This window comes from Aquabacterium sp. T101 (assembly GCF_057219775.1).
The window spans coordinates 76,981-99,055 of sequence record NZ_JBXVVZ010000006.1; the positions used below are offsets into that span (position 1 = coordinate 76,981).

Sequence of the window (22,075 nt, forward strand, 5' to 3'; positions counted from 1 at the left end):
GTCAGACGAAGGCCCGGTTTTCCTCGGCGGCGCGCGCGGCCACCACCATCACGCGGGCCACGGCCACGAGCACCGCCCCGAGCAGCAGCAGCACGAAGTCGTCGGAGCCGAAGGTCACGCGCAGCATGCGCTGGCCGGGCGCGTTGTCCAGCGTCAGGGCCACCGACATCAGCGCGCGGCCCAGCACCTGGGCCGGCGCCAGCCCGACCACGCCCCAGGCGAATCGACCCAGCACCGCCGCCGCGCGGGCGCTGAGCACGTCGCCTTGCCGATAGAGGGAGAACAGCCGCCACAGCTGCCACAGCGCGAACAGGCCCGCGGCCACGGGCAGCAGGCTCGCGCCCGCGGCACGCCAGCGCGCCGCCTCGGTGGGCACCGCCCCGTGGAGTCCGAGCTGGTTGGCCAGGCCCTGGGGCTGCACGCCATCGGGTGCGATCAGCACCGACACCGGCACCCACAGCAGCACGACAACGCCCAAGAGGCACAGGCCCCGGACCAGCGAGACGATGCGCCCGAGGGCCGGGCTGCCGGAAGGGGGCGAAGCAGTGTCCATGTCTTGCGAAAAGTGTTTTACGCAAAACATTAAAACACGCAGGCTGGCCGCCTGCAAGGGCCGGGCTCAGCGCCGCCCGGCCCGCGCACGCCGCCATTCGCGGACGCGCTCGTCGACGAAGCGGTCCGCCGTGAGCAACTCGAGCGGAAACTCGGCCAGCAGCGCGCGCGGGTCGAACTCCTCGGCCCAGTCGGCGTCGGGCACGAGGGCGATGTCCAGCACGCGGGCGATGCCCTCGTGGAAGGGCCGGATCAGCGTGGCGAGCACGCGCGCCACCGACAGCGGCAGATGGCGCACCTTGCCGTGTTCCTGGCGCATGCGCACCAGGTACATCAGCGCCACGTCCTTGTTGCTCAGGTTGTCGGGGCCGCCGATGTCGATCGTGCGACCGGCCAGCGCGTCGAGTTCCAGCGCCTGCAGCGCGATCGGCACGATGTCGCGCACCGACACGAAGTTGCGCGGCTTGGTGCCGGGGCCGACGATGAACGTGGTGCCGCGGTCGAGCAGCATCTGGCCGTTGAGGCGGTGCACGTGCCATTCCATGAAGGACGAGGGGCGCAGGATCGTGTGCGACAGGCCGCTCTCGCGCAGCGTCTCCTCGATCTCGAACTTGGTGCGCCAGAAGTCGATCGGGTGGTCCTCGCGCGCGCCCATCGCCGAGGTGTAGACGAAGCGCGCCACGCCGGCGGCGCGGGCCGCGGCGATCAGGGCGCTGTGGCCGACATGGTCCACCTGGGCGCTGGACTGGCGGCCGCGGCCCAGCAGCGAATGGGCCGCGGCGAACACGCGCAGCGCGCCGTCGCAGGCCCGCTCCAGCGAGGCGGCGTCGGTGAGGTCGCCGTCCACCAGCTCGGCGCCGGCCTCGGACAGGTCGGCGGCCCGCGCACGGTCGCGCACCATCGCGCGCACGCGCTTGCCGTCCTTCAGCAGCGCCAGTGTCGTGGCGCGGCCCAGCACGCCGGTCGCACCGACGACCAGGATCGTCATCCTGTCCCCTCCGTGTCACTGAGGCACACTCGATGCTATCCGCACAGCCACCGACCCACCAAGCATGAAGACCGTTCCGCTGGGCCCGTTCCAGGTGACCCCGATCTGCCTGGGCACCATGACTTTCGGCGAGCAGGTGTCCGAGCCCGACTCGTACGCCATCCTCGACCGCGCCGTCGGGCGCGGCGTCAACTTCCTCGACACCGCCGAGATGTACCCCGTGCCTCCGGGCGCCGAGACCTATGGCCGCACCGAGGAGATCATCGGCCGATGGCTGGCGGCGCGGCCCGGCATGCGCTCGCGGGTGGTGCTGGCCACCAAGGTGGCCGGGCCGGCGCGCGGCATGCCCTGGGTGCGCGGCGGCTGCCCCGACGTGACGCCCGAGGGCATGGTGCAGGCCTGCGACGCGAGCCTGAAGCGGCTGCGCACCGACACGATCGACCTCTACCAGATCCACTGGCCCAACCGCAATGCGCCGTCGTTCGGCACGCTGTACTTCGACCCCGCGAAGGACCAGCCGCAGACTTCGGTGCACGACCAGCTGCAGGCGCTGGCCGGGCTGGTGAAGGCCGGCAAGGTGCGCGCGATCGGCCTGTCCAACGAGACACCCTGGGGCCTGGCGGAGTTCGTGCGCGTGGCCGAGCAGCACGGCCTGCCGCGCGTGGTGTCGGTGCAGAACCCGTACTGCCTGACCAACCGCGTGGTCGACAACGGCCTGGACGAGGTGCTGCACCGCACCGGCGTGGGCCTGCTGGCGTATTCGCCGCTGGCCTTCGGCGCGCTCACCGGCAAGTACGACGAGCGCGGCACCGACGACCCGTCCAACCCGGGCCGCATCGCGCGCTTCGAGCGCTTCCGCACCCAGCGCTGGGGTCGGCCCGAGGCGCTGGCGACCGCGCGGCGCTACAACGCGCTGGCGCGCGAGCATGGCCTGACGCCCACGCGGCTGGCGCTGGCCTTCTGCTATGGCAACTGGCGCGTGGCCAGCACGATCATCGGCTGCACCAGCCTGGCCCAGCTCGACGAGTGCCTCGACGCCTGGGGCACCGTGCTGTCGCCGGAGCTGCTGGCCGCGATCGACCGCGTCCGCTGGGAAGTGCGCGACCCGGCGCAGTAGGGCCGGCCGGAGCGGGCGCGACATGGCACGCAGGGACAGGCACGTCAGCGAGACGCCGGCCACGCAGTGGCTGCGCCGGCACGGCGTGGACTTCACCGATCATCCGTACGACTACGTCGAGCATGGCGGCACGGCCGAGTCCGCGCGCCAGCTCGGCGTGGACGAGCATGCGGTGGTCAAGACGCTGGTGATGCAGGACGAGCGCGCGCAGCCGCTGGTGGTGCTGATGCACGGCGACCGGCAGGTGAGCACCAAGAACCTCGCGCGCGAGATCGGCGTCAAGAGCGTCGAGCCGTGCCGGCCCGACGTGGCGCAGCGCCACAGCGGCTACCTCGTGGGCGGCACCTCGCCGTTCGGCTTCCGGCGCGAAGGCGTGCGCGTGTGCGTGCAGCGCAGCGTGCTGGCGCTGCCGCGCATCTACATCAACGGCGGCCGGCGCGGGTTCCTGGTCGGCATCGACCCGGCGGTGCTGACCGGCCCGCTCGGCGCGACGACCGTGGACTGCGCCTTAAACTGACCGCATGTCGACGCTTGCCTCCCTGGCGATGATCCTCGCGGGCTACCTCGTGGGGTCGCTGTCCTTCGCCGTCATCGTCAGCCGCCTCGTGGGCCTGGCCGATCCGCGCACCTACGGCTCGGGCAACCCCGGCGCGACCAACGTGCTGCGGTCGGGCCACAAGGTCGCGGCCATCGCCACGCTGGCGCTGGACGCGCTCAAGGGCTACGTGCCGGTGGTGGTGGCGCTGCTGCTGGCCGAGCGCTTCGGCTGGGGCGAGCGCACCGTGGCCGCCACGGGGCTGGCGGCCTTCGTCGGCCATGTCTGGCCGGTGTTCTTCGGCTTCAAGGGCGGCAAGGGCGTGGCCACCGCGGCCGGCGTGGTGTTCGCCCTCAACCCGCTGCTCGGGGTGGCCACGCTGGTCACCTTCGTCATCTTCGTGGCGTTCTTCCGCTACGTGTCGCTGGCCTCGATGGTGGCGGCGTTGTTCGCGCCGTTCTACCAGGTGCTGATCTGGGACGCCGATGCCCAGGCCGTGGCGCTCGCGGTGATGGGCCTGCTGCTCGTCTGGCGCCACGAGGCCAACATCCGCCGGCTCATCGCCGGCACCGAATCCAGGCTCGGCCAGAAGGCCCGTACCCCATGACCACGACCCCCCTCCAACGATTCGACGTCGGCGCGCGCATGTCCGAGATGGCCGTGCACGGCGACCGCGTGTTCCTGGCCGGCCAGGTGGCCGGCGACGGCTCGCAGGACATCGGCGGCCAGACGCGCCAGGTGCTGGCCGCGATCGACGCGCTGCTGGCGCGTGCCGGCAGCGACAAGTCGAAGATCCTGATGGCGCAGATCTATCTCGCCGACATCGCCGACTTCCCCGGCATGAACGCGGTGTGGGACACCTGGGTCGTGCCCGGCCACACGCCGCCGCGCGCCACCGTGCAGGCCGCGCTGGCGCGGCCCGAGTGGAAGGTCGAGATCGTCGTCACCGCGGCGCGGTAAGACGCCCCCCTCGTTGCGGCTTCGCCGCTCCCCCCCAGGGGGGCGGCGCTGGCGGACCGGCGGAGCCGGATCCGCAGCGCCTGCTGGACTTGCGCCCGGCCTGAGACCTTCGCGCTATCCCGGAACGCGACTACTCGTCGCGCGGTTGCAGACCGAGGGCGGCGGGGTCGCCGCGGCCGACGCGCACGAGCACGGGGTCGTCGTCGGTGCAGTCGACCACGGTGGTCGGCTGCATCGGGCAGGCGCCGGCGTCGACCACGGCCTGCAGCTGCTTCTGGAAGCGCTCGCGGATCGCCTGCGGGTCGTTCATCGGCTCGTCCTCGCCGGGCGGGATCAGCGTGGTGGCCAGCAGCGGCTGGCCGAACTCGGCCAACAGGGCCTGCGCCACGCGGTGGTCGGGCACGCGCAGGCCGATGGTGCGGCGCTGCGGATGGCTCACGCGGCGCGGCACTTCCTTGGTGGCCTGCAGGATGAAGGTGTAGGGCCCGGGCGTGCCGAGCTTGAGCAGGCGGTACTGGCGGTTGTCCACCCGCGCGTAGTTGGCCAGCTCGCTCAGGTCGCGGCACAGCAGCGTCAGGTGGTGCCGGTCGTCCACGCCGCGGATGCGGCGCAGCGCCTCGGCCGCGGTCTTGTCGTCGAGGTGGCACACCAGCGCGTAGCTCGAGTCGGTGGGGACGGCCGCGATGCCGCCGGCGTGCAGGATCTGCGCGGCCTGCTTCAGCAGCCGCGGCTGCGGGTTGTCCGGGTGCACCTCGAAGTACTGGCTCATCGCGCGCTCGGCTGCGGCCTCAATCCACCACGGTGTCCGCGGCCACCGGAGAGACGGGGCGCTGGCGCGCGGCGGCGTCGCGCATGTTGAGCCACGCCGTGGCGGCGCCGCACACCGCGATGACGACCATGCCCACCCAGCCCCAGCCGTCGGGCGTGGCGCCGAAGGCCAGCCAGCCCGCCAGCGCGGCCACCGCGATCTGCGTGTACTGGAAGGGCATCAGCGTGGAGGCCGGCGCCTTGCCCAGCGCCATGATCAGCAGCAGGTGGCCGGTGGTGCCCAGCGCGGCCACGGCGGCCAGCGCGGCCAGCTGCACCGTCGGCGCGGCGGCCAGCACTTCGATCGGGTCGGTGACGCTGGCCAGCAGGATCGGCGTGGCGATCGCCATGCCGGTGGCGCCGGTGTAGAAGTTGGTGGTGAACGGGTTCTCGTGCGGGGCGTAGCGGCTGGTGAGGATCTGGAACGCCGCGTTGGAGCCGGCGGCGGCCAGCGGCAGCAGCGCGGCCCAGCCGATGGCGCCGCTGCCGGGCCGGATCACGATCAGCGCCCCGATGAAGCCGCCGATCACCAGCGACCAGCGCAGCCGCGAGATGCGCTCGTGCAGCCACACCCGGGCCAGCAGCGTGGCGGCCAGCGGCGTGAGCATCACGATGGCGGTGAACTCGGCCACCGGCATGCGGCGCAGCGCGGCGAAGGCCATCGCCGACGAGAACGCGAGCAGCGCGCCGCGCGCGATCTGGAACAGCGGGTTGGCGGTGCGGAAGGTCTTGTCCGGCGACAGCGCGATCCAGGCCGTCATCGCCACCGCATGCAGCGCATAGCGCACCCACAGCACGATGGCCACGCTGAAGAACGCGCCGATGTAGCGCACCGTGGTGTCCATCGTGGCGAAGCAGCTGGCCGCGCCGATCACCAGCGCGATGCCCAGCAGCGGGTGCGAACGCGGTGCGTTCACGCGGTCGGGCGCTCGGCCGGCGCGGCCTCAGGCCACTGCACGCGGCCGGCCAGCGCCTGCCACACCGGGGTCAGGCGGCCCGGCAGGTCGGGCAGCGTGCCGAGGTCGGTGCGGCTTTCCTCGGGCGAGTGGAAGTCGCTGCCGCGCGATGCGAACAGTTCGAACTCCAGCGCCATGTCGGCGTACTTCAGGCTGTCCGCGGCGGTGTGGCTGCCGGTGACGACCTCCACGCCCTGGCCGCCGTGCGCGACGAACTCGGTGAACAGCGCGTACTCCATCGTCGGCGTGAAGCGCGTGTAGCGCGCCGGGTGCGCGATCACCGCCACCCCGCCCGCATTGCGGATCCACGACACCGCCTCGCCCAGGCGCGCCCACTTGTGCGGCACGTAGCCCGGCTTGCCGTTGGTGAGGAAGCGGCGGAACACCTCGCCGGTGTCGGCGCAGTGGCCGCGCTCGACGAGGAAGCGGGCGAAATGGGTGCGCGAGATCAGCTCGGGGTTGCTCACGTACTGCAGCGCGCCCTCGAAGGCGCCGTGGATGCCCACGCGCGCTAGGCCCTCGGCCATCTCGCGCGCACGCTCCTCGCGGCCGCCGCGCGTGCGGGCCAGGCCCTCGCGCAGGGCCGCGTCGTCGGGGTCGAAGCCCAGGCCGATGATGTGCACCGTCTCGTCGGCGAAGGTCACCGACACCTCGGTGCCGGTGAGGTAGGCCATGCCGCGCGCGTGGGCGGCGGCACGCGCACGGTGCTGGCCGCCGACCTCGTCGTGGTCGGTCAGGGCCCACAGCTGCACGCCGTTGGCGGCGGCCCGGTCGGCGATCGCCTCGGGCTCCAGCGTGCCGTCCGACACGGTCGAGTGGCAGTGCAGGTCGGCGTTGGTCAGGTGGGACAGCGGCGGTGCCGCCGTCGACGGTCGATCAGGGTTCACCCGCACATTGTCTCAGGGTGGCGTCGATCGCGCTCGACCGCGCCGCCCGGGCGCTCCGGCCATGCCTTGCGGTGCTCAGCGGCGGCGCAGCGCCGCCAGCCGGCGATAGAGCGTGGCGCGGCTGATGCCGAGCTGGGCTGCGGCCCGCGCCACGTTGCCGCGGGCGGCGTCGATGGCGTCGCGCACCAGCCGGGCCTGGGCCTCGTGCCAGCGGCCGGGGGCGTCGGCGTCGCAGGCGGCGTCCACCGCGCCCACCAGCGCCTGCAGGCCCGACCACAGCGGCACCGGCTGCGCGGGTGCATCGGCGCGCAGGCCGAGCAGGGCCCCCACGGGCGTGGCGAACCAGGCGTCGAGCGCGCCGAAGCGCGCCACCGGGCCGTCCCAGCGCAGGCCGAGGATGGCGCGCGCATGGCGGTCGGCGCCAACGATCACGCCGTCGGCGTCCACCGCCAGCAGGCCGCCGGACTCGGGCGTCGGCGCGCCGGGCCACTGCACCCGCAGCAGCCGGTGGCGCGGCAGCGCCAGCAGCAGGGCGGTCTCGATGCGGTGCGCCATTTGCGCGGCGAGGTGGCGCAGCTCCGGCCGCTCGTCGACCAGCACGCCGGTGAGGTCGAGCATGCCGGCGAGCTGGCCGTCGGGCCCGAGGATCGGCGCGCCGGCACAGCTGTAGACCGAGGTTGCCTCGAAGAAGTGTTCGCCGCGGTGCAGCCACACCGGCTGCAGTTCGCCCAGGGCCGCGCCGATGGCGGTGGTGCCCACGCTGGGCTCGGACAGGTCGACGCCCTCTCGCGCGATGGTGTGGACCGCCGGCACGGCGGCGTCGGCGGTGGACCCCACGGCCAGCACCACGCCGCGCTCGTCGGTGAGCAGGCTGAAGTAGCGGCTCGCGGCGATGGCGCGGTCCAGTTCGGCCAGCACCGGCGACGCGGCGCTGAGCAGGCTGCGATGGCGCTCGCGCGCCTGCCGCACCGCCGCGCGGGTGACGACGTCGAAGCCGACCCGGTCGCCGGGCTGCTGGCCGCGCTCGACGCAGCGCTGCCACGACTGCGCGATCCAGGGCTGGATCAGGGCGCCGGGCGTGTCGGCCGCGCCGTGGAGCAGCGCACGCCGTGCCTGCGCGATGGCGCCTTGGCGGTCGGTCGGGGCGGGGGTGGTGGGCTGCATGCGCTCTGGGCGACATCGTGCCAGCAACCGGTCCTTCGGCGGCGGGTTGCCGTCTCAATCTGAGAATTTTCGTGGCGATCAGGGTTGACCCTAGGGTGCGGGCGATGCCCGATCCGAACAATGGTCTATGCATCGGCGTGCACAGGTGCGCCGCAACGACGCTTCACAGCAGGAGACCCGACGTGCAGAAGACGCTCCACATCAACCCGGAAAAATGCACCGGGTGTCTGCAGTGCGAGATGGCGTGTTCGTTCGAGAACTACGCCACCTACGCGCCGGCCAAGTCGCGGATCAAGGTGTTCGACTTCCATCACACCGGGCGCAAGGTGCCCTACACCTGCACGCAGTGCGACGAGGCGTGGTGCCTGCACGCCTGCCCGGTGGAGGCGATCACGCTCGACAAGCTCACCGGCGCCAAGGTCGTCAACGAGACCACCTGCGTGGGCTGCAAGGTCTGCACGATCAGCTGCCCCTTCGGCACGATCAACTACGTGCAGGAGACCGGCAAGGTCCAGAAGTGCGACCTGTGCGGTGGCGAGCCGGCCTGCGCCGACGCCTGCCCCACCGGCGCGATCACGTATGTCGACGCCAACTGGACCGGCCTCGGCAAGATGCAGGCCTGGGCCGACAAGCTCGGCAACCAACCCGCCGCCTGAAGGAGAACGACACATGTCCTGGGCAGGAAAGATCCTCCGCGTCGACCTCACCGCCGGCACCGTCAAGAGCGAAGCGCTCAACATGGACTGGGCGCGCGCCTATCTGGGCTCGCGCGGCCTGGCCACCAAGTACATCGTCGACGAGGTCGACCCCAAGGTCGACCCGCTGTCGCCGGCCAACAAGCTGATCTGGGCCACCGGCCCGCTGACCGGCACGATGGCCTCCACCGGCGGCCGCTACACCGTCGTCACCAAGGGCCCGCTCACCGGCGCCATCGCCTGCTCCAACTCGGGCGGCTACTGGGGCGCCGAGCTGAAGATGGCGGGCTGGGACATGGTCATCTTCGAGGGCCGCTCGGCCAAGCCGGTGTACCTGTTCGTCGAGGACGACAAGGCCGAGCTGCGCGACGCGGCGCACCTCTGGGGCCAGAGCGTCTGGCACACCGAGGAGACGATCAAGAAGCAGCACCAGGACCCGCTGATCCGCGTGTCCTCGATCGGCCAGGCCGGCGAGAACCAGGTGCTGTTCGCCGCCGTCGTCAACGACCTGCACCGCGCCGCCGGCCGCTCGGGCGTGGGCGCCGTGATGGGCAGCAAGAACCTCAAGGCCATCGCGGTGCGCGGCACGCGCGGCGTGGGCAACCTGCACGACCCCAAGGGCTTCATGCAGGTCACCAAGGAGAAGAAGAAGATCCTGGCCGACAACGCGGTCACGGGCCAGGGCCTGCCGACCTACGGCACCCAGGTGCTGATGAACGTGATCAACGAGATCGGCGCGCTGCCCACGCGCAACCACCGCGACAGCCAGTTCGAGGGCGCCAAGGACATCTCCGCCGAGGCGATGGCCACGCCGCGCAAGGGCGACGGCAAGGCGCAGCTGGTCACCAACCAGGCCTGCTTCGGCTGCACCATCGCCTGCGGCCGCATCAGCAAGATCGACCCGACCCACTTCTCAGTGCAGAACAAGCCGCAGTACATGGGCGCCTCCGGCGGCCTGGAGTACGAGGCGGCCTGGGCGCTGGGCGCGGCCAACGGTGTCAACGACCTGGAGGCGCTGCAGTACGCCAACCTGATCTGCAACGAGCAGGGCATGGACCCCATCAGCTTCGGCGCCACCGTGGGCGCGGTGATGGAGCTGTACGAGATGGGCGTGCTCAAGAAGGAGCAGATCGGCATCGAGGCACCGTTCGGCTCGGCGCGCGCGCTGTGCGAGCTGGCCGACATGACCGCCAAGGGCGTGGGCTTCGGCAAGGAGATCGGCCAGGGCAGCAAGCGGCTGTGCGCCAAGTACGGCCACCCGGAGCTGAGCATGAGCGTCAAGGGCCAGGAGTTCCCGGCCTACGACGCGCGCGGCATCCAGGGCATGGGCCTCACCTATGCCACCAGCAACCGCGGCGCCTGCCACCTGCGCAGCTACACCGTGGCCAGCGAGGTGCTCGGCATCCCGGTCAAGACCGACCCGCTCACCGCCGACGGCAAGCCCGAACTGGTGATGGCGTTCCAGGACGCCACCGCCGCCTTCGACTCCGCCGGCATCTGCATCTTCACCAGCTTCGCCTGGGGCCTGGCCGACGTCGCGCCGCAGGTAGCCGCCGCCTGCGGCCCCGAGTTCACGCTCGAGAACATGCAGAAGATCGGCGAGCGCATCTGGAACATGGAGCGCGACTTCAACAACCGCGCCGGCTTCACCGCCAAGGACGACACGCTGCCGCCGCGGCTGCTCAAGGAGCAGGCCAAGACCGGCCCGGCCAAGGGCCTGGTCAGCAAGCTGCCCGAGATGCTGCCGAAGTACTACGACGTGCGCGGCTGGAACGCCGACGGCACGCTCAAGCCGGAGACCCGCACGCGCCTGGGGCTCTAGACGGCCGCAGGCCCGAAGAAGGCGGTTCTCGGACCGCCTTCTTTCTTTGCGAAGGACGAACATGAAGCACCTGATCCTCGGCGCCGGCCCGGCCGGCGTCATCGCGGCCGAGACCCTGCGCAAGCACGCGCCGCACGACGAGATCACGCTCGTGGGCGACGAGCCCGAGGCGCCGTACTCGCGCATGGCGATCCCCTACCTGCTGATGGGCAACATCGGCGAGGAGGGCACCCACCTGCGCCACGGCGCCGACCACTATGCAAAGCTGCGCATCCACGTCAAGCGCGGCGTTCGCGCCAAGGCGGTGGACACCGTCGCGCGCTCGGTGTCGTTCGACGACGGCTCGAGCCTCGGCTACGACCGGCTGCTGATCGCCACCGGCTCGCAGCCGGCCAACCCGCCGATCCCCGGCATCCACACCGCCGGCGTACTGCACTGCTGGACCCTGAAGGACGCGCGCGCCATCGCGCAGCGGGCCACCCAGGGCGCGCGCGTGCTGCAGATGGGCGCGGGCTTCATCGGCTGCATCATCCTGGAGGCGCTGGCCGCGCGCGGCGTGCAGCTCACCGTGGTGGAGATGGGCGACCGCATGGTGCCGCGCATGATGGGCCCCACGGCCGGCGGCATGATCAAGTCGTGGTGCGAAGGCAAGGGCGTGCGCGTGCTCACCGGCACCCGCGTCGAGGCGATCGAGTCCCATGCGCCGCTGCGCGCGCGCCTGTCCGACGGCCAGCACCTGGGCTGCGACCTCGTCATCAACGCCACCGGCGTGCGGCCGAACATCGGTTTCCTGGAGAACAGCGGCGTGCGCTGCCTGGTGGGCGTGCTCACCGACGAGCACCTGCAGACCAACGTGCCCGGGGTCTATGCCGCGGGCGACTGCGCCGAGGCCTTCGACAAGGTCAGCGGCAAGACCATCGTCAGTGCGATCCAGCCCAATGCGGCCGAGCAGGCGCGCGTGGCGGCGCTGAACATGGTCGGCCAGCGCGCCGAGCTGCGCGGCGTGACGCAGATCAACGTGCTCGACACGCTCGGCCTCATCAGCGCCAGCTTCGGCGACTGGCAGGGCGTGCCCGGCGGCGAGCACGTGGAGCTGACCGACCGCGCCGCGGGCCGCCACCTGAGCCTGCAGTTCAACGGCGAGCGCCTGGTGGGCTGCAACAGCGTCGGCTGGACCGAGCACGTGGGCGCGATGCGCGGCCTCGTCGAGGGCCAGGTGCGCCTGGCCCCGGGCTGGAAGCAGCGCCTGCTGGACGACCCGACCCAGCTGATGCCGGCCTACCTGGCCAGCGCGCAGGCGCAGGCCGAGCGCGCGCTGGTCAAGGGCTGAGCAGGCGGTCCGGCACGACACGATGCGCATCACGTTCAAGCTCTACGCCAGCCTGACGCAGCACCTGCCGGCCGAGGCCCAGCGCAGCAACCAGGTCAGCCTGGAGATCGCCGAGGGCACGCCGATCGCCAAGATCATCGAGCCGTTCGGCATGCCCGAGAAGCTGGTGCACCTCGTGCTCGTCAACGGCGTGTACGTGCCGCCCGAGGAACGCCTGACCTTCGTGCCGAAGGACGGCGACGTGCTCGCCATCTGGCCGCCGATCGCCGGCGGCTAGGGCCGCCGGGCCGATGCAGTCGCACTACCCGTTCGCCTTCGAGCGCGAGATGGGCTGCACCGCCGGCGAGCTGCGCGGCTGGCTGCCGGGTGCGAGCCGCGGCGCGTCGATCGAATGGCAGCCGAACGGCGCGCGGCTGGCGCTGCACGGCGGCACGGTCGCCATCGAATGGAGCGAGCTTGCGCCGCGCCGCATCGCCCTGGTGACCTTGCCGCGCCTGGCGGTGCGCTTCCGGGCCGAGGGCGTGGACGCCGCGGCATGGCACGCCTTCATGCGCCACTTCGACCTGTACACGCAGCGCGGCGGCGGCTGAGCGCCGCCCGGGCTACTGCGTCGACAGCGCGAGCTGCACGCGCGGCGACCACGCCGCGTCGTCCTCGCCCGACGCGCGCAGGCGCGGCGCCGCGAGGAAGAGCCGATCGCCGGGCAGCCCCTTGGCCACCAGCGCGTCGCGCACCGCCAGCCCGCGCTGCAGTGCCAGCTCGCGCGCGGTGTCCGACGACACCAGCACGGCACGCCGCAGCAGCGCTTCCATCTCGGGCACCGGAATGTCACGCACCATCCCGATCGCATTGCGCGGCTTGTCGGGCAGGCGGGTGTCGGCATACAGGCGCCGCACCAGCGCGTCGCGCTGCGCAGTGCTCAGCGGCGGCAGCGGCGCGTCGGCCGCGGCCCCGGCGCGCAGTGCCTCGCGCCGCTGCTCGGCGGCGATGCGTGCGTCCAGCGCCGCGCGCTGCATCGCCTCGCGCTCGCTCTGCGGGTCGCTCGCGCCGGTGACGGTCATCCTCAGCGCCGGCCGGTCGGCCAGCGCCTTGGCCACCTTGTCGACGACGGCGCGGCCGGCGTCGGTGAAGCGCGCGGTGCCGGGCTCGAAGCCGACGAAGCTGAGGTCCTCGCTGCCGCCGCCGGCCAGCAGCGCGAACGGGGCCGTCAGCGCCTTGACCAGCAGGTTGCCGATGATCTTGAGCACGATGCCGAACACGCTGAACTGCGGGTCATTGATCGACCCGCTGATCGGCAGGTTGATGTCGATCACGCCGTTGCGGTCCTTCAGCAGCGCCACGGCCAGCAGCACCGGCAGCTTGGTCGCGTCGGGCGAGTCGACCTTGTCGCCGAAGGTGAGCTGGTTGAGCACGACCTGGTTCTTCGCGTCGAGCTTGCCGTCGGCGTCGATCTTGTAGGCCACGTCCATGCTCAGCTTGCCGCGCTCGATGGCGTAGCCCGCGTAGCGGCCCGCGTAGGGCGAGAAGGGCGCCAGTTCCAGGGCGGTGGCGCGGGCCTGGATGTCCAGCGCCAGCGGCTGCGCGGTCGGGTTCAGCGAACCGACGATCTCCAGCTGCGCCGTGCCGGCGGCGCGGCCGCGCAGCTCCAGCGTGGCCATGTCGCGCGTGCTGGAGCTGAAGGCGCCCAGGCGGCCGTTCAGCTCGGTCAGCGCGGCGCTGTAGTTCGGCCGGATGAAGCGGTCGGTGAAGTCGACCTTGCCGTTGACCAGGCGCACGCCGCCCACGCTGATGTCGATCGGCAGGCCGGCCGCGGCGGGTGGGGCCGTGGCGGGCGCCGCTGCAGGCGTGGGCGTGGGCGCAGGGACCGTGGCGGACGCCTGCGCGGCCGCCGTGCCGCCGCCCTTCGGCGCCGCGGCGACGTCGCGCAGGTTGAAGCGGCCGTCCTCGGTGATCACCAGGCGCGAGTAGAAGTCCGTCAGCGCGGCCTCGGCGATGGCCAGCGTCGGTTTGCGGCCGGGCGTCATGCGCAGATCGACACCGGTGAGTGCGAACGCCTGCCAGGTGAGCAGCTCGCCCCCGCTGCGCGATGCGCCGGCCGACGCGCGCTCATGCAGGCGCAGGTCGCCGATGCGGGCATCACCGCGTGCGCCGGCCTCGATCGCGTCGCCACGCTGTGCGAACGCGATGTCGCCGCGCCAGCTCGCCTCGGCGCGCAGCAGCTCGATCGGCAGTTCGCCGTCGACATAGGGCGCTACCGCGTGCACCGGCACGCGTTCGGCCCGCAGCGTCCCGCGCAGCGACAGCGGCGCAGGGCTGACCTGTCCCGCCCATTCGACGCGGCCGGCATCGGCCGGCAGACGCGACGTGCGTGCTTCGCCGTCCGACAGCCGCATCGACAACTGCACGCGCGCCGGCGGCGTGCCCGGCCCGGACGGCCAGGCCAGGCCTCGCACGCTGGCCTGCACCGCGCCAGCCTGCACGCGCAGCGGCTGCTGCGCCGACGGCGTGGGGCGCTCGTCGGTCCAGGACAGATCGCCGCCGACGACCTGCGCGTCGGCCAGCAGCAGTTGCCACGCCGGGCCGCTGTCGGGCCGGGGTGATGCCGAGGCGTCGCCCGTGGCGGACGGGCGGGCCCAGGCCTGCAAGTTGATCCGGCCCTGTGCATCGCGTGCACCGCGCAGCACCGGGCGGTCGATGCGCACGCTGCCCAATGACAGCTTGCGCGCGAGCAGGTCCACCCGGGTGTCGGCCACCGCCACCGACGCCACGGCCGCGGCGGGCGCGGCCCTCGCGGGCGCACCCGGGTCGCGCACGCGCAGCCCGTCCAGCCGCGCCGACACGTCCGACAGCGTCAGTCGGCCCGCGTCACCCGCGGCCCATTCGAGCCGAGCCGCAGTGCCCAGCCGCGCCTCGACCGACGCGTCGAGCGCCTGGGCGAGGTAGGGCGCGAGCCAGCGCAGTTCGAGGCCGGCGAGATCGAGCGACACGTCGGCCGCGCGGTCGCTGGCCTGGCCGGACACCGAGAACGTGGCCGCGCTGGCCGCGCCTGCGGGCGGTGCGAGCCGGCCCGTGATCTTGAAGGGGGCCCCGCCGGCGACCGCCGCCGACGCGGGCGCCGCGGGCGACGACGCCGCCGAGGCACCCGAAGCGGCCGGCGTCGCCGCCGCTTCGGCGAAGGGCCAGCGCAGCGGGCCGGCCTGCAGCGTCACGCCGTCCACCCGCAGGGCCGCCGCGGGCCGCGTGGTCGCGTCCTGCCAGTCGAGCTGCAGGTCCGCCAGCTCGATCCGGTCCACCGAGACCTGCCACGGCGCGGCAGCGCCGGCCGCCGGGGCCGCCGCCGACGCGGACGCGGCGCCGCCCGGCCGCGGTGCCGCGGCCTCGCCATCGGCCTGCGGCAGCACGTCGAGCCGGCCGCGCGCGTCGCGCCGCACCACCGCGGACGCGCCTTCGACGCGCACCGTGCCCAGCGCGATGCGCCCGACCAGCGGCTGGACGTCCTTCAACTCGATGCCCAGGCGCTTCCACGACAGGGCAGGCTCGGCCCGCGTGCCGGGCGCGAAGGCGGCGTCGGCCAGCGACGCGCGGCCCGACACGGCCACCGTGGGGCGCCCCCCCGTGGCGGCGGCAAAGTCGACCGCCAGTTCGGTGGCGAACACGCCGCGCAGCGGCCGCACGGGCAGCGTGGCGGGCAGGTAGGGCAGCCAGTTCGCCAGGTCCAGGCCGGCGACGGTCATGCGCAGCGTGCCCTTGCGGTCGGCGGTGAACGGCTGCGCCTGGGCGCCACTGTCGAACGCTGCACCGTCGAGCCGGAACGCCACGCGAGGCTCGACATGCACGTCCACATGCGCTGGCAGGTTGGACACGAACGGCAGTGCCACCTGCAGGCCGTCGAGGCGGTGCTGGCGCTGCACCGGACGGTCGTCGAACAGCAACTGCCCGTCGGTCAGGCGCAGGTTGTAGAGCGCGAATCGCGCCGGCGAGGCATCGGCCGGCGGGGGCGAGGCCGGGCGCAGCTTCGCGATCACGTCGTCGATGTCGTAGCGGCCGTCGGCGAGCCGGGCCAGGCGCAGGTGCGGGGACTGGACTTCCACGGCCTGCACCACCGGCGCCAGGCGCAGCAGCGAGCTCAGTTCGGCGTCCACGTGCAGCCGCGCCAGCTCGAACTGCGGCGGTGCGGCGGGGTCCGCCGCACCGATGCGCAACTGCTCTACCGTCAGCGCCAGCGACCACGGAGCGAACGCCACCCGGCCGATCGTGACCGGCCGGCCGAGCAGCGCCGACAGCCGTTGCTCGGCCTGGCTCTTGACCAGCGGCGGCACGGCCAGCCACGCCACCGCCCACAGGGCCAGCAGCACGGCGACCGCCACGAAGAGGCGGCGAGCCCAGCGCGAACGGGCCGGGACGGCGGATTTCGTGGCGTCGGTCATCGGATCATCCTGCCCGAGCCGCCGCGGGCCGGCAACCGGCAGGGCCTGCGGCACAATCGCCGGCCTTGGCAAACCGCGCAGGGCCGCCCTCTTGAACGAAATCTTCCTGTCGCTGGGCATCGAGTCCTGGAAGCCGGTGCTCAGCGCGCTGTTGCTGCCGCCGGTACCGCTGCTGCTGCTGACGCTGGTGGGCGCCCGGATGATCCTCTGGCGCCGCGGCCTCGGCTGGCTCGTCGTGCTTCTCTCGGTGCTGGGCCTGTGGTTCGGCGCCTGCAGCGCGGTGGGCGAGTGGCTTCAGGGCTCGCTGCTGGCAACGCCGCCGGCCCTGACCTCCGAGCGCGTGGCCGAACTGCGCCGCAACGTGGCCAAGCCGGGTGGCGTGGCCGTGGTCGTGCTCGGCGGCGGCCGCGAGGCCAAGGCGCCCGAGTACGGTGTGGCCAGCCTGTCGCCCTGGTCGCTGGAGCGGTTGCGCTACGGCCTGTGGCTGAGCCGCGAGACCGGCGCCCCGGTGCTGTTTTCGGGCGGGCTGGGACACCAGTCCGAACCCGGCGTCACGGAGGCCGAGGTGGCCGCTGCGATCGCGTCGCGCGAGTTCGTGCGCCCGCTGCGTTGGACCGAACCGAAGGCCCGCGACACGCGCGAGAACGCGCTGTTCACCACCACGATGCTGGCCGACCAGGGCGTCCAGCAGGTGGTGCTGGTCACCCACGGCTGGCACATGCCGCGCGCGCTGCGGGCCTTCCGCGACGCCGCGTTCGTCAAGGAAGCCAGGTGGGAGATCGTGGCCGCGCCGATGGGGTTGAGCCCGCGCGTCGAGCGCCCGGTGCTGCGCTGGATGCCGTCGTCCGAGGGCCAGTTCCTCGTGCGCGCCGTGCTGCGCGAGAAGCTCGCCCTGTGGCTGGGCGCCTGAGGCGCCGCCCCCTGCCCTGACCGAACCCGGGCCCTGAAAGAACAAACCCCTCCGCGCCGAAGCGGGGAGGGGCGGGTGGCTCGCGCCACCGTTCGGGGATCGGGAGGGAGGATGTCCCGGGCCCCTTGGGCGCAGAAGACTGCGCCGCTCTTTGAACCCGCCGCAGCGGGCCAGCCCACGATAGGACGATGCGGGCCGCGGCACAAGGCAAGTCTGGCAATCGGGCGGCCCGGCACCATTGCCTGAACACGCTTGACAGGCGGTCGCGCGTGTCAGCGGCCCGACATCACCTTGGCGAACGCCTGCTGCACCGCGTCGCGCGTGGCCTGCGGCATGTCGATCACGCGGCCCCACTCGCGCTGCGTCTCGCCGGGCCACTTGTGGGTGGCGTCGATGCCCATCTTGCCGCCCAGCCCGCTCACCGGCGAGGCGAAGTCCAGGTAGTCGATCGGGGTCTGGTCCACCAGCGTGGTGTCGCGCACCGGGTCGACCCGGGTGGTCACGGCCCAGACCACCTCCTTCCAGTCGCGGATGTCGACGTCGTCGTCGGTGACGACGATGAACTTCGTGTACATGAACTGGCGCAGGAAGCTCCACAGGCCGAACATCACCCGCTTGGCATGGCCGGCATAGGCCTTGCGGATCGAGATGACCGCCATGCGGTAGCTGCAGCCTTCGGGCGGCAGGTAGAAGTCGACGATCTCCGGAAACTGCTTCTGCAGGATCGGCACGAACACCTCGTTGAGCGCGACGCCCAGCACGGCCGGCTCGTCCGGCGGCTTGCCGGTGTAGGTGGAGTGGTAGATCGGGTCGCGCCGGTGCGTCAGCCGGTCGATGCGAAACACCGGGAACCAGTCCTGCTCGTTGTAGTAGCCGGTGTGGTCGCCGAAGGGGCCCTCCAGCGCGTGCAGGTAGCCGCCGCGCTCGCACAGCTTCACGCCGTGCTCGCTTTCACCCTGGAAGCCGGGCTCGGCGGTCGGGATGTGGCCTTCGAGCACGAACTCGGCGCTGGCCGGCGCCTGCAGGCGCAGTTCGCCTTCGCCCACCGAGGTGTCCACCACCTCGGTGCGGCCACCGCGCAGCAGGCCGGCGAACTGGTACTCGCTCAGCGTGTCGGGCACCGGCGTCACGGCGCCCAGGATCGTGGCCGGGTCGGCCCCCAGCGCCACCGCGATCGGAAACGGGCGCCCGGGGTTGGCGCGGGCGAAGTCGCGGAAGTCGAGCGCGCCGCCGCGGTGAGCGAGCCAGCGCATGATCACCTCGCGCCGGCCGATGACCTGCTGGCGGTAGATGCCCAGGTTCTGGCGCAGGCGCGGCGACGCCACCGTCTGCGGGCCGCGCGTCACGACGAGGCCCCAGGTGATCAGCGGGCCGGCGTCGCCGGGCCAGCAGGTCTGCACCGGCAACCGGCCCAGGTCCACGTCGTCGCCCTCCAGGACCACCTCCTGGCAGGGCGCCGAACGCACCCGCTCGGGCTTCATGTCCCACAGCGCCCGCACCAGCGTCAGCAGCTTGCCGGCGTCCTTCAGGCCCTTCGGCGGCTCGGGTTCCTTGAGGCTGGCCAGCACCCGGCCGACGTCGCGCAGGTCCTCGACCTGGTCCGCGCCCATGCCCAGGGCCACCCGGCGAGGCACCCCGAACAGGTTGATCAGGGCGGGAATTTTGTAACCCACTGGATTTGTAACCAGTATTGCCGGCCCTTCGGCCCGCAGCACCTGGTCAGCGAGCGCTGTCATTTCGAGCCGCGCCGATACAGGCTCCGCGAGGCGTACCAGCTCGCCTTGGGCTTCGAGCTGCCGGATGAAGTCGCGCAGGTCCCGATATTTCATGCTCAATTGGAATGAAGAGTCTTCAATACATTGTTGACTGGTTATTAGCGGGCTTCCTAGAATCCGCCCGCCCTGACAGAAACCAGGGTTAACCCGTGACGCCTTGCGAGAGCAGCGATCCGGGAACGCTGCCCGCCGCGACCCTTCGCGGCCCATTATGACTGTCGACCCCTCGGGCGCCTCCGGTGCCGGAGCCGATCGGCGGCCGGAAAGGACCCTCGTGACAGCGCTGAGTTTCTTGAAGTCGATCGGTTCGTCGTGCAACGTGTTCCTGCGCGACGTGGGCAATGGCCTGCTGGAGGTGAGCCACAACGGCCTGGCCCTGCTCGGCCTGGCCGTGGCGGCGGCCGGCGTGTTCGTCGCCGGCCACCCCGACGTGCGTCACCAGATGGAACTGACCACCCTGGGCTGGCTGCAGGAGCGCCACGAGCAGCGCGCCGAGCGCGACGGCAATCTGCTGGTGGCCCTGGCGGAGCCCGTGGCCGTGAACCGTGCCACGGCCGCCGACCCGCGCGAGCTGCCGCGCCAGCAGGCCGCCGTGGCCACCTGGCTGTCGCGCCGCTACAAGGTCGCGCCCGAGCCGCTGAGCCGGCTGGTCCAGGAAGCCTGGGCCCTCGGTCAGCGCGCCCAGATCGACCCGACCCTGATCCTGGCCATCATGGCCGTGGAGTCGAGCTTCAACCCGTTCGCCCAGAGCCCCGTGGGTGCCCAGGGGCTGATGCAGGTGATGACCCGCGTCCACGACGACAAGTACGAGGCCTTCGGCGGTCAGCATGCGGCTTTCGACCCGCTGACCAACCTGCGCGTGGGTGTGCAGGTGCTCAAGGAGTGCATCGCCCGGGCCGGCAGCCTGGAAGGCGGCCTGCGCTTCTATGTCGGCGCGGCCAACCTGCCCGAAGACGGCGGCTACGTGGCCAAGGTGCTGGGCGAACAGGCCCATCTGCGCCTGGTGGCGTCGGGCCGCAGCGTGCCGCTGACGGTGCCGCAGGCGCCGGTGGTGGTGCGTGCCGAGGAGCCAGCGCCCGCCGCCGAGGCCACCGGCGCCGACAAGCCCGACCCGGCGCCGCAGGCGTCGGCCGCCGGGCTGCAGCGCGTCGCGCTGGCCCGTTAAAGGGGCCGCGGCGGCGCGGCTACACTCGTTTTCCTGCGCGACTGGCGATAACGGCCTTGCGGGCCCCCGGCCCGCGGCCCGAGGTGGGACACCACCGGGAAGCGCAGACGCGGACGGCCCCCGGCCGGCCGTGGTGTCCGCCGTGCGCCTGGGCAGCCCTCCGTTCGTTCTGCGCCGCGTCGCAGTGCGCCCGTGAAGGCCCGTCGTTCCGATGAGGACTGCCATGTTCGACCGTTCCACCCACACCCTGGCCGCGATCGACCCCGAGATCCATGCCGCCATCCAGGCCGAGAACCGCCGCCAGGAAGAGCACATCGAGCTGATCGCCAGCGAGAACTACACCTCGCCGGCCGTGATGGCCGCCCAGGGCTCGCAGCTCACCAACAAGTACGCCGAGGGCTACCCCGGCAAGCGCTATTACGGCGGCTGCGAGCATGTCGACGTGGTCGAGACCCTGGCCATCGAGCGCTGCAAGCAGCTGTTCGGCGCGCGCCACGCCAACGTGCAGGCCAACTCCGGCTCGCAGGCCAACCAGGCGGTGTTCTTCGGCCTGCTGCAGCCGGGCGACACCATCATGGGCATGAGCCTGGCCGAGGGCGGACACCTCACGCACGGCATGGCGCTGAACATGAGCGGCAAGTGGTTCAAGGTCGTCAGCTACGGCCTGGACGCCAACGAGGCCATCGACTACGCCGCGATGGAAAAGCTCGCCCACGAGGCGCGGCCGAAGATCATCATCGCCGGCGCGTCGGCCTACAGCCTGCACATCGACTTCGAGCGCTTCGCCCGCGTGGCCAAGGCCGTGGGTGCGCTGCTGATGGTGGACATGGCCCACTACGCCGGCCTGATCGCCGCGGGCGTGTACCCCAACCCGGTGCCGCACGCCGACGTGGTCACGTCCACCACCCACAAGAGCCTGCGCGGTCCGCGCGGCGGCATCGTGGTGTGCAACGACGACGACATCGCCAAGAAGATCAACAGCGCCATCTTCCCCGGCATCCAGGGCGGCCCGCTGATGCACGTCATCGCCGGCAAGGCGGTGGCCTTCAAGGAGGCGCTGGAGCCGTCGTTCAAGGTCTACCAGCAGCAGGTGCTGGTGAACGCGCGCGCGATGGCCGAGACGCTGATGGCGCGCGGCCTGCGCATCGTCTCCGGCGGCACGCAGAGCCACGTGATGCTGGTGGACCTGCGCCCCAAGGGCATCACCGGCAAGGACGCCGAGGCCGTGCTCGGCCGCGCCCACATCACCTGCAACAAGAACGGCATCCCGAACGACCCGCAGAAGCCGATGGTCACCAGCGGCATCCGCCTGGGCTCGCCGGCGATGACCACGCGCGGCTTCAAGGAAGAGCAGGCGCGCCAGACCGCGCACCTGATCGCCGACGTGCTGGAGCGGCCGCAGGACGAGGCCGCCATCGCGCAGGTGCGCGCCAAGGTGGCCGCGCTGGCGCGCGACTTCCCGGTCTACCGCTAGCACCCCGGCCGCCGGAGTCGACCCGCTTGCGCTGCCCGTTCTGCGCCCACGAGGAAACGCAGGTCGTCGAGACCCGCGAGTCCGACGAGGGCGACGTCATCCGGCGGCGCCGTCGCTGCACCGCCTGCGACAAGCGCTTCACCACCTACGAGCGGCCCGAGATCGCGCTGCCGCAGGTGGTCAAGAAGGACGGCGCGCGCGCCGAGTTCGACCCGGCCAAGCTGCGCGCGTCGATGCTGCTGGCGCTGCGCAAGCGCCCGGTGAGCGTGGAGCAGGTCGACGCCGCGCTCGAGCGCATCCAGGACAAGCTGCTCACCAGCGGCGCCAAGGAGGTGCCGTCCACGCGCCTGGGCGAGCTGGTGATGCGCGAGCTCAAGCGCATCGACAAGGTGGCTTACGTGCGATTCGCGTCCGTGTATCGCAGCTTCGAGGACGTCGACGAGTTCCGCCAGTTGATCCGCGACATTTGAGTCGCGGGTCGGCGCGGTGGGCGGTGCGCCGCCGCCGCACG

The 22,075-nt window shown here is 72.2% G+C and carries 21 protein-coding genes; 13 read left to right on the top strand and 8 right to left on the bottom strand.

Annotation, left to right across the window (positions count from 1 at the left end):
- Position 1: 1 nt before the first annotated feature.
- Both AC2EAQ_RS14960 and AC2EAQ_RS14965 read right to left on the bottom strand, forming a co-directional pair.
- The gene (locus AC2EAQ_RS14960) at positions 2-553 is read right to left on the bottom strand and encodes a DUF2975 domain-containing protein (RefSeq protein ID WP_484645141.1); all 552 of its coding nucleotides are present in this window, start codon (positions 551-553) and stop codon (positions 2-4) included.
- A gap of 66 nt (positions 554-619) precedes the next feature.
- Positions 620-1,540: an SDR family oxidoreductase gene (locus tag AC2EAQ_RS14965; RefSeq protein ID WP_484645142.1), complete on the bottom strand. Its 921-nt coding sequence runs from the start codon at positions 1,538-1,540 to the stop codon at positions 620-622.
- A gap of 64 nt (positions 1,541-1,604) precedes the next feature.
- Here AC2EAQ_RS14965 and AC2EAQ_RS14970 point away from each other — a divergent pair, with 64 nt between their 5' ends.
- Genes AC2EAQ_RS14970 through AC2EAQ_RS14985 form a run of 4 tightly spaced genes read left to right on the top strand, consistent with a single transcriptional unit; the run spans position 1,605 to position 4,152 of the window.
- Positions 1,605-2,657: an aldo/keto reductase gene (locus AC2EAQ_RS14970; RefSeq protein WP_484645143.1), complete on the top strand. Its 1,053-nt coding sequence runs from the start codon at positions 1,605-1,607 to the stop codon at positions 2,655-2,657.
- Between the two features lie 22 nt (positions 2,658-2,679).
- On the top strand, positions 2,680-3,174 hold the full coding sequence (locus AC2EAQ_RS14975; RefSeq protein ID WP_484645144.1) for an aminoacyl-tRNA deacylase: 495 nt from the start codon (positions 2,680-2,682) through the stop codon (positions 3,172-3,174).
- Positions 3,175-3,178: 4 nt separating this feature from the next.
- Positions 3,179-3,799 carry a glycerol-3-phosphate 1-O-acyltransferase PlsY gene (gene plsY / locus AC2EAQ_RS14980; RefSeq protein WP_484645145.1) on the top strand — a complete coding sequence of 207 codons (621 nt, stop codon included), beginning with the start codon at positions 3,179-3,181 and terminating at the stop codon, positions 3,797-3,799.
- On the top strand, positions 3,796-4,152 hold the full coding sequence (locus AC2EAQ_RS14985) for a RidA family protein (protein WP_484645146.1): 357 nt from the start codon (positions 3,796-3,798) through the stop codon (positions 4,150-4,152). Before plsY ends, AC2EAQ_RS14985 begins: the two co-directional genes overlap by 4 nt.
- Before the next feature lie 130 nt (positions 4,153-4,282).
- Here AC2EAQ_RS14985 and AC2EAQ_RS14990 read toward each other — a convergent pair whose 3' ends face one another.
- The 4 genes from AC2EAQ_RS14990 to AC2EAQ_RS15005 form a co-directional block, all read right to left on the bottom strand.
- Positions 4,283-4,921: an L-threonylcarbamoyladenylate synthase gene (locus tag AC2EAQ_RS14990; RefSeq protein WP_484645147.1), complete on the bottom strand. Its 639-nt coding sequence runs from the start codon at positions 4,919-4,921 to the stop codon at positions 4,283-4,285.
- A gap of 19 nt (positions 4,922-4,940) precedes the next feature.
- Positions 4,941-5,876 (bottom strand): DMT family transporter, encoded by a 936-nt coding sequence (locus AC2EAQ_RS14995; RefSeq protein ID WP_484645148.1) that lies wholly within the window; start codon positions 5,874-5,876, stop codon positions 4,941-4,943.
- Complete coding sequence (locus tag AC2EAQ_RS15000) at positions 5,873-6,766, bottom strand: 3',5'-nucleoside bisphosphate phosphatase (RefSeq protein WP_484645238.1); 894 nt, start codon at positions 6,764-6,766, stop codon at positions 5,873-5,875. Before AC2EAQ_RS15000 ends, AC2EAQ_RS14995 begins: the two co-directional genes overlap by 4 nt.
- Before the next feature lie 111 nt (positions 6,767-6,877).
- Complete coding sequence (locus AC2EAQ_RS15005; RefSeq protein WP_484645149.1) at positions 6,878-7,966, bottom strand: helix-turn-helix domain-containing protein; 1,089 nt, start codon at positions 7,964-7,966, stop codon at positions 6,878-6,880.
- A gap of 182 nt (positions 7,967-8,148) precedes the next feature.
- Here AC2EAQ_RS15005 and AC2EAQ_RS15010 point away from each other — a divergent pair, with 182 nt between their 5' ends.
- From AC2EAQ_RS15010 to AC2EAQ_RS15030, 5 genes are all read left to right on the top strand, one after another.
- A complete protein-coding gene (locus tag AC2EAQ_RS15010) occupies positions 8,149-8,622 on the top strand; it encodes a 4Fe-4S dicluster domain-containing protein (RefSeq protein WP_484645150.1) in 474 nt (157 codons plus the stop codon).
- Between the two features lie 13 nt (positions 8,623-8,635).
- Positions 8,636-10,483, top strand: a complete 1,848-nt coding sequence (locus tag AC2EAQ_RS15015) for an aldehyde ferredoxin oxidoreductase family protein (RefSeq protein ID WP_484645151.1) — start codon at positions 8,636-8,638, stop codon at positions 10,481-10,483.
- A 61-nt stretch (positions 10,484-10,544) separates the two neighbouring features.
- On the top strand, positions 10,545-11,813 hold the full coding sequence (locus AC2EAQ_RS15020) for an NAD(P)/FAD-dependent oxidoreductase (RefSeq protein ID WP_484645152.1): 1,269 nt from the start codon (positions 10,545-10,547) through the stop codon (positions 11,811-11,813).
- Positions 11,814-11,835: 22 nt separating this feature from the next.
- Positions 11,836-12,090 carry a sulfur carrier protein ThiS gene (thiS, locus tag AC2EAQ_RS15025; RefSeq protein ID WP_484645153.1) on the top strand — a complete coding sequence of 85 codons (255 nt, stop codon included), beginning with the start codon at positions 11,836-11,838 and terminating at the stop codon, positions 12,088-12,090.
- Between the two features lie 13 nt (positions 12,091-12,103).
- Positions 12,104-12,403, top strand: a complete 300-nt coding sequence (locus tag AC2EAQ_RS15030; protein ID WP_484645154.1) for a hypothetical protein — start codon at positions 12,104-12,106, stop codon at positions 12,401-12,403.
- 12 nt (positions 12,404-12,415) lie between these two features.
- On the opposite strand, the gene AC2EAQ_RS15035 is transcribed toward AC2EAQ_RS15030, so the two are convergent.
- Positions 12,416-16,240 (bottom strand): DUF748 domain-containing protein, encoded by a 3,825-nt coding sequence (locus AC2EAQ_RS15035; RefSeq protein ID WP_484645155.1) that lies wholly within the window; start codon positions 16,238-16,240, stop codon positions 12,416-12,418.
- A 91-nt stretch (positions 16,241-16,331) separates the two neighbouring features.
- Here AC2EAQ_RS15035 and AC2EAQ_RS15040 point away from each other — a divergent pair, with 91 nt between their 5' ends.
- Positions 16,332-17,150 (top strand): YdcF family protein, encoded by an 819-nt coding sequence (locus AC2EAQ_RS15040; RefSeq protein WP_484645156.1) that lies wholly within the window; start codon positions 16,332-16,334, stop codon positions 17,148-17,150.
- Positions 17,151-17,422: 272 nt separating this feature from the next.
- Here AC2EAQ_RS15040 and AC2EAQ_RS15045 read toward each other — a convergent pair whose 3' ends face one another.
- Positions 17,423-18,979, bottom strand: coding sequence for a UbiD family decarboxylase (locus tag AC2EAQ_RS15045; protein WP_484645157.1), 1,557 nt, complete (start codon positions 18,977-18,979; stop codon positions 17,423-17,425).
- A 238-nt stretch (positions 18,980-19,217) separates the two neighbouring features.
- On the opposite strand from AC2EAQ_RS15045, the gene AC2EAQ_RS15050 reads away from it, so the two are divergent.
- The 3 genes from AC2EAQ_RS15050 (at position 19,218) to nrdR (ending at position 22,034) form a co-directional block, all read left to right on the top strand.
- The gene (locus tag AC2EAQ_RS15050; protein WP_484645158.1) at positions 19,218-20,090 is read left to right on the top strand and encodes a lytic transglycosylase domain-containing protein; all 873 of its coding nucleotides are present in this window, start codon (positions 19,218-19,220) and stop codon (positions 20,088-20,090) included.
- Between the two features lie 223 nt (positions 20,091-20,313).
- Positions 20,314-21,564, top strand: coding sequence for a serine hydroxymethyltransferase (glyA, locus tag AC2EAQ_RS15055; protein ID WP_484645159.1), 1,251 nt, complete (start codon positions 20,314-20,316; stop codon positions 21,562-21,564).
- 26 nt (positions 21,565-21,590) lie between these two features.
- A complete protein-coding gene (gene nrdR / locus AC2EAQ_RS15060) occupies positions 21,591-22,034 on the top strand; it encodes a transcriptional regulator NrdR (RefSeq protein ID WP_484645160.1) in 444 nt (147 codons plus the stop codon).
- The last annotated feature ends 41 nt before the right edge of the window (positions 22,035-22,075 follow it).

Coding starts and splice junctions, on each gene's coding strand:
- AC2EAQ_RS15045 (WP_484645157.1), bottom strand. CDS start 18,979: ATGAAATATCGGGACCTGCGCGACTTCATCCGGCAGCTCGAAGCCCAA.
- glyA (WP_484645159.1), top strand. CDS start 20,314: ATGTTCGACCGTTCCACCCACACCCTGGCCGCGATCGACCCCGAGATC.
- AC2EAQ_RS15020 (WP_484645152.1), top strand. CDS start 10,545: ATGAAGCACCTGATCCTCGGCGCCGGCCCGGCCGGCGTCATCGCGGCC.
- AC2EAQ_RS14985 (WP_484645146.1), top strand. CDS start 3,796: ATGACCACGACCCCCCTCCAACGATTCGACGTCGGCGCGCGCATGTCC.
- thiS (WP_484645153.1), top strand. CDS start 11,836: ATGCGCATCACGTTCAAGCTCTACGCCAGCCTGACGCAGCACCTGCCG.
- AC2EAQ_RS14960 (WP_484645141.1), bottom strand. CDS start 553: ATGGACACTGCTTCGCCCCCTTCCGGCAGCCCGGCCCTCGGGCGCATC.
- AC2EAQ_RS14975 (WP_484645144.1), top strand. CDS start 2,680: ATGGCACGCAGGGACAGGCACGTCAGCGAGACGCCGGCCACGCAGTGG.
- AC2EAQ_RS14990 (WP_484645147.1), bottom strand. CDS start 4,921: ATGAGCCAGTACTTCGAGGTGCACCCGGACAACCCGCAGCCGCGGCTG.
- AC2EAQ_RS15005 (WP_484645149.1), bottom strand. CDS start 7,966: ATGCAGCCCACCACCCCCGCCCCGACCGACCGCCAAGGCGCCATCGCG.
- AC2EAQ_RS14965 (WP_484645142.1), bottom strand. CDS start 1,540: ATGACGATCCTGGTCGTCGGTGCGACCGGCGTGCTGGGCCGCGCCACG.
- AC2EAQ_RS15015 (WP_484645151.1), top strand. CDS start 8,636: ATGTCCTGGGCAGGAAAGATCCTCCGCGTCGACCTCACCGCCGGCACC.
- plsY (WP_484645145.1), top strand. CDS start 3,179: ATGTCGACGCTTGCCTCCCTGGCGATGATCCTCGCGGGCTACCTCGTG.
- AC2EAQ_RS14970 (WP_484645143.1), top strand. CDS start 1,605: ATGAAGACCGTTCCGCTGGGCCCGTTCCAGGTGACCCCGATCTGCCTG.
- AC2EAQ_RS15030 (WP_484645154.1), top strand. CDS start 12,104: ATGCAGTCGCACTACCCGTTCGCCTTCGAGCGCGAGATGGGCTGCACC.
- AC2EAQ_RS15035 (WP_484645155.1), bottom strand. CDS start 16,240: ATGACCGACGCCACGAAATCCGCCGTCCCGGCCCGTTCGCGCTGGGCT.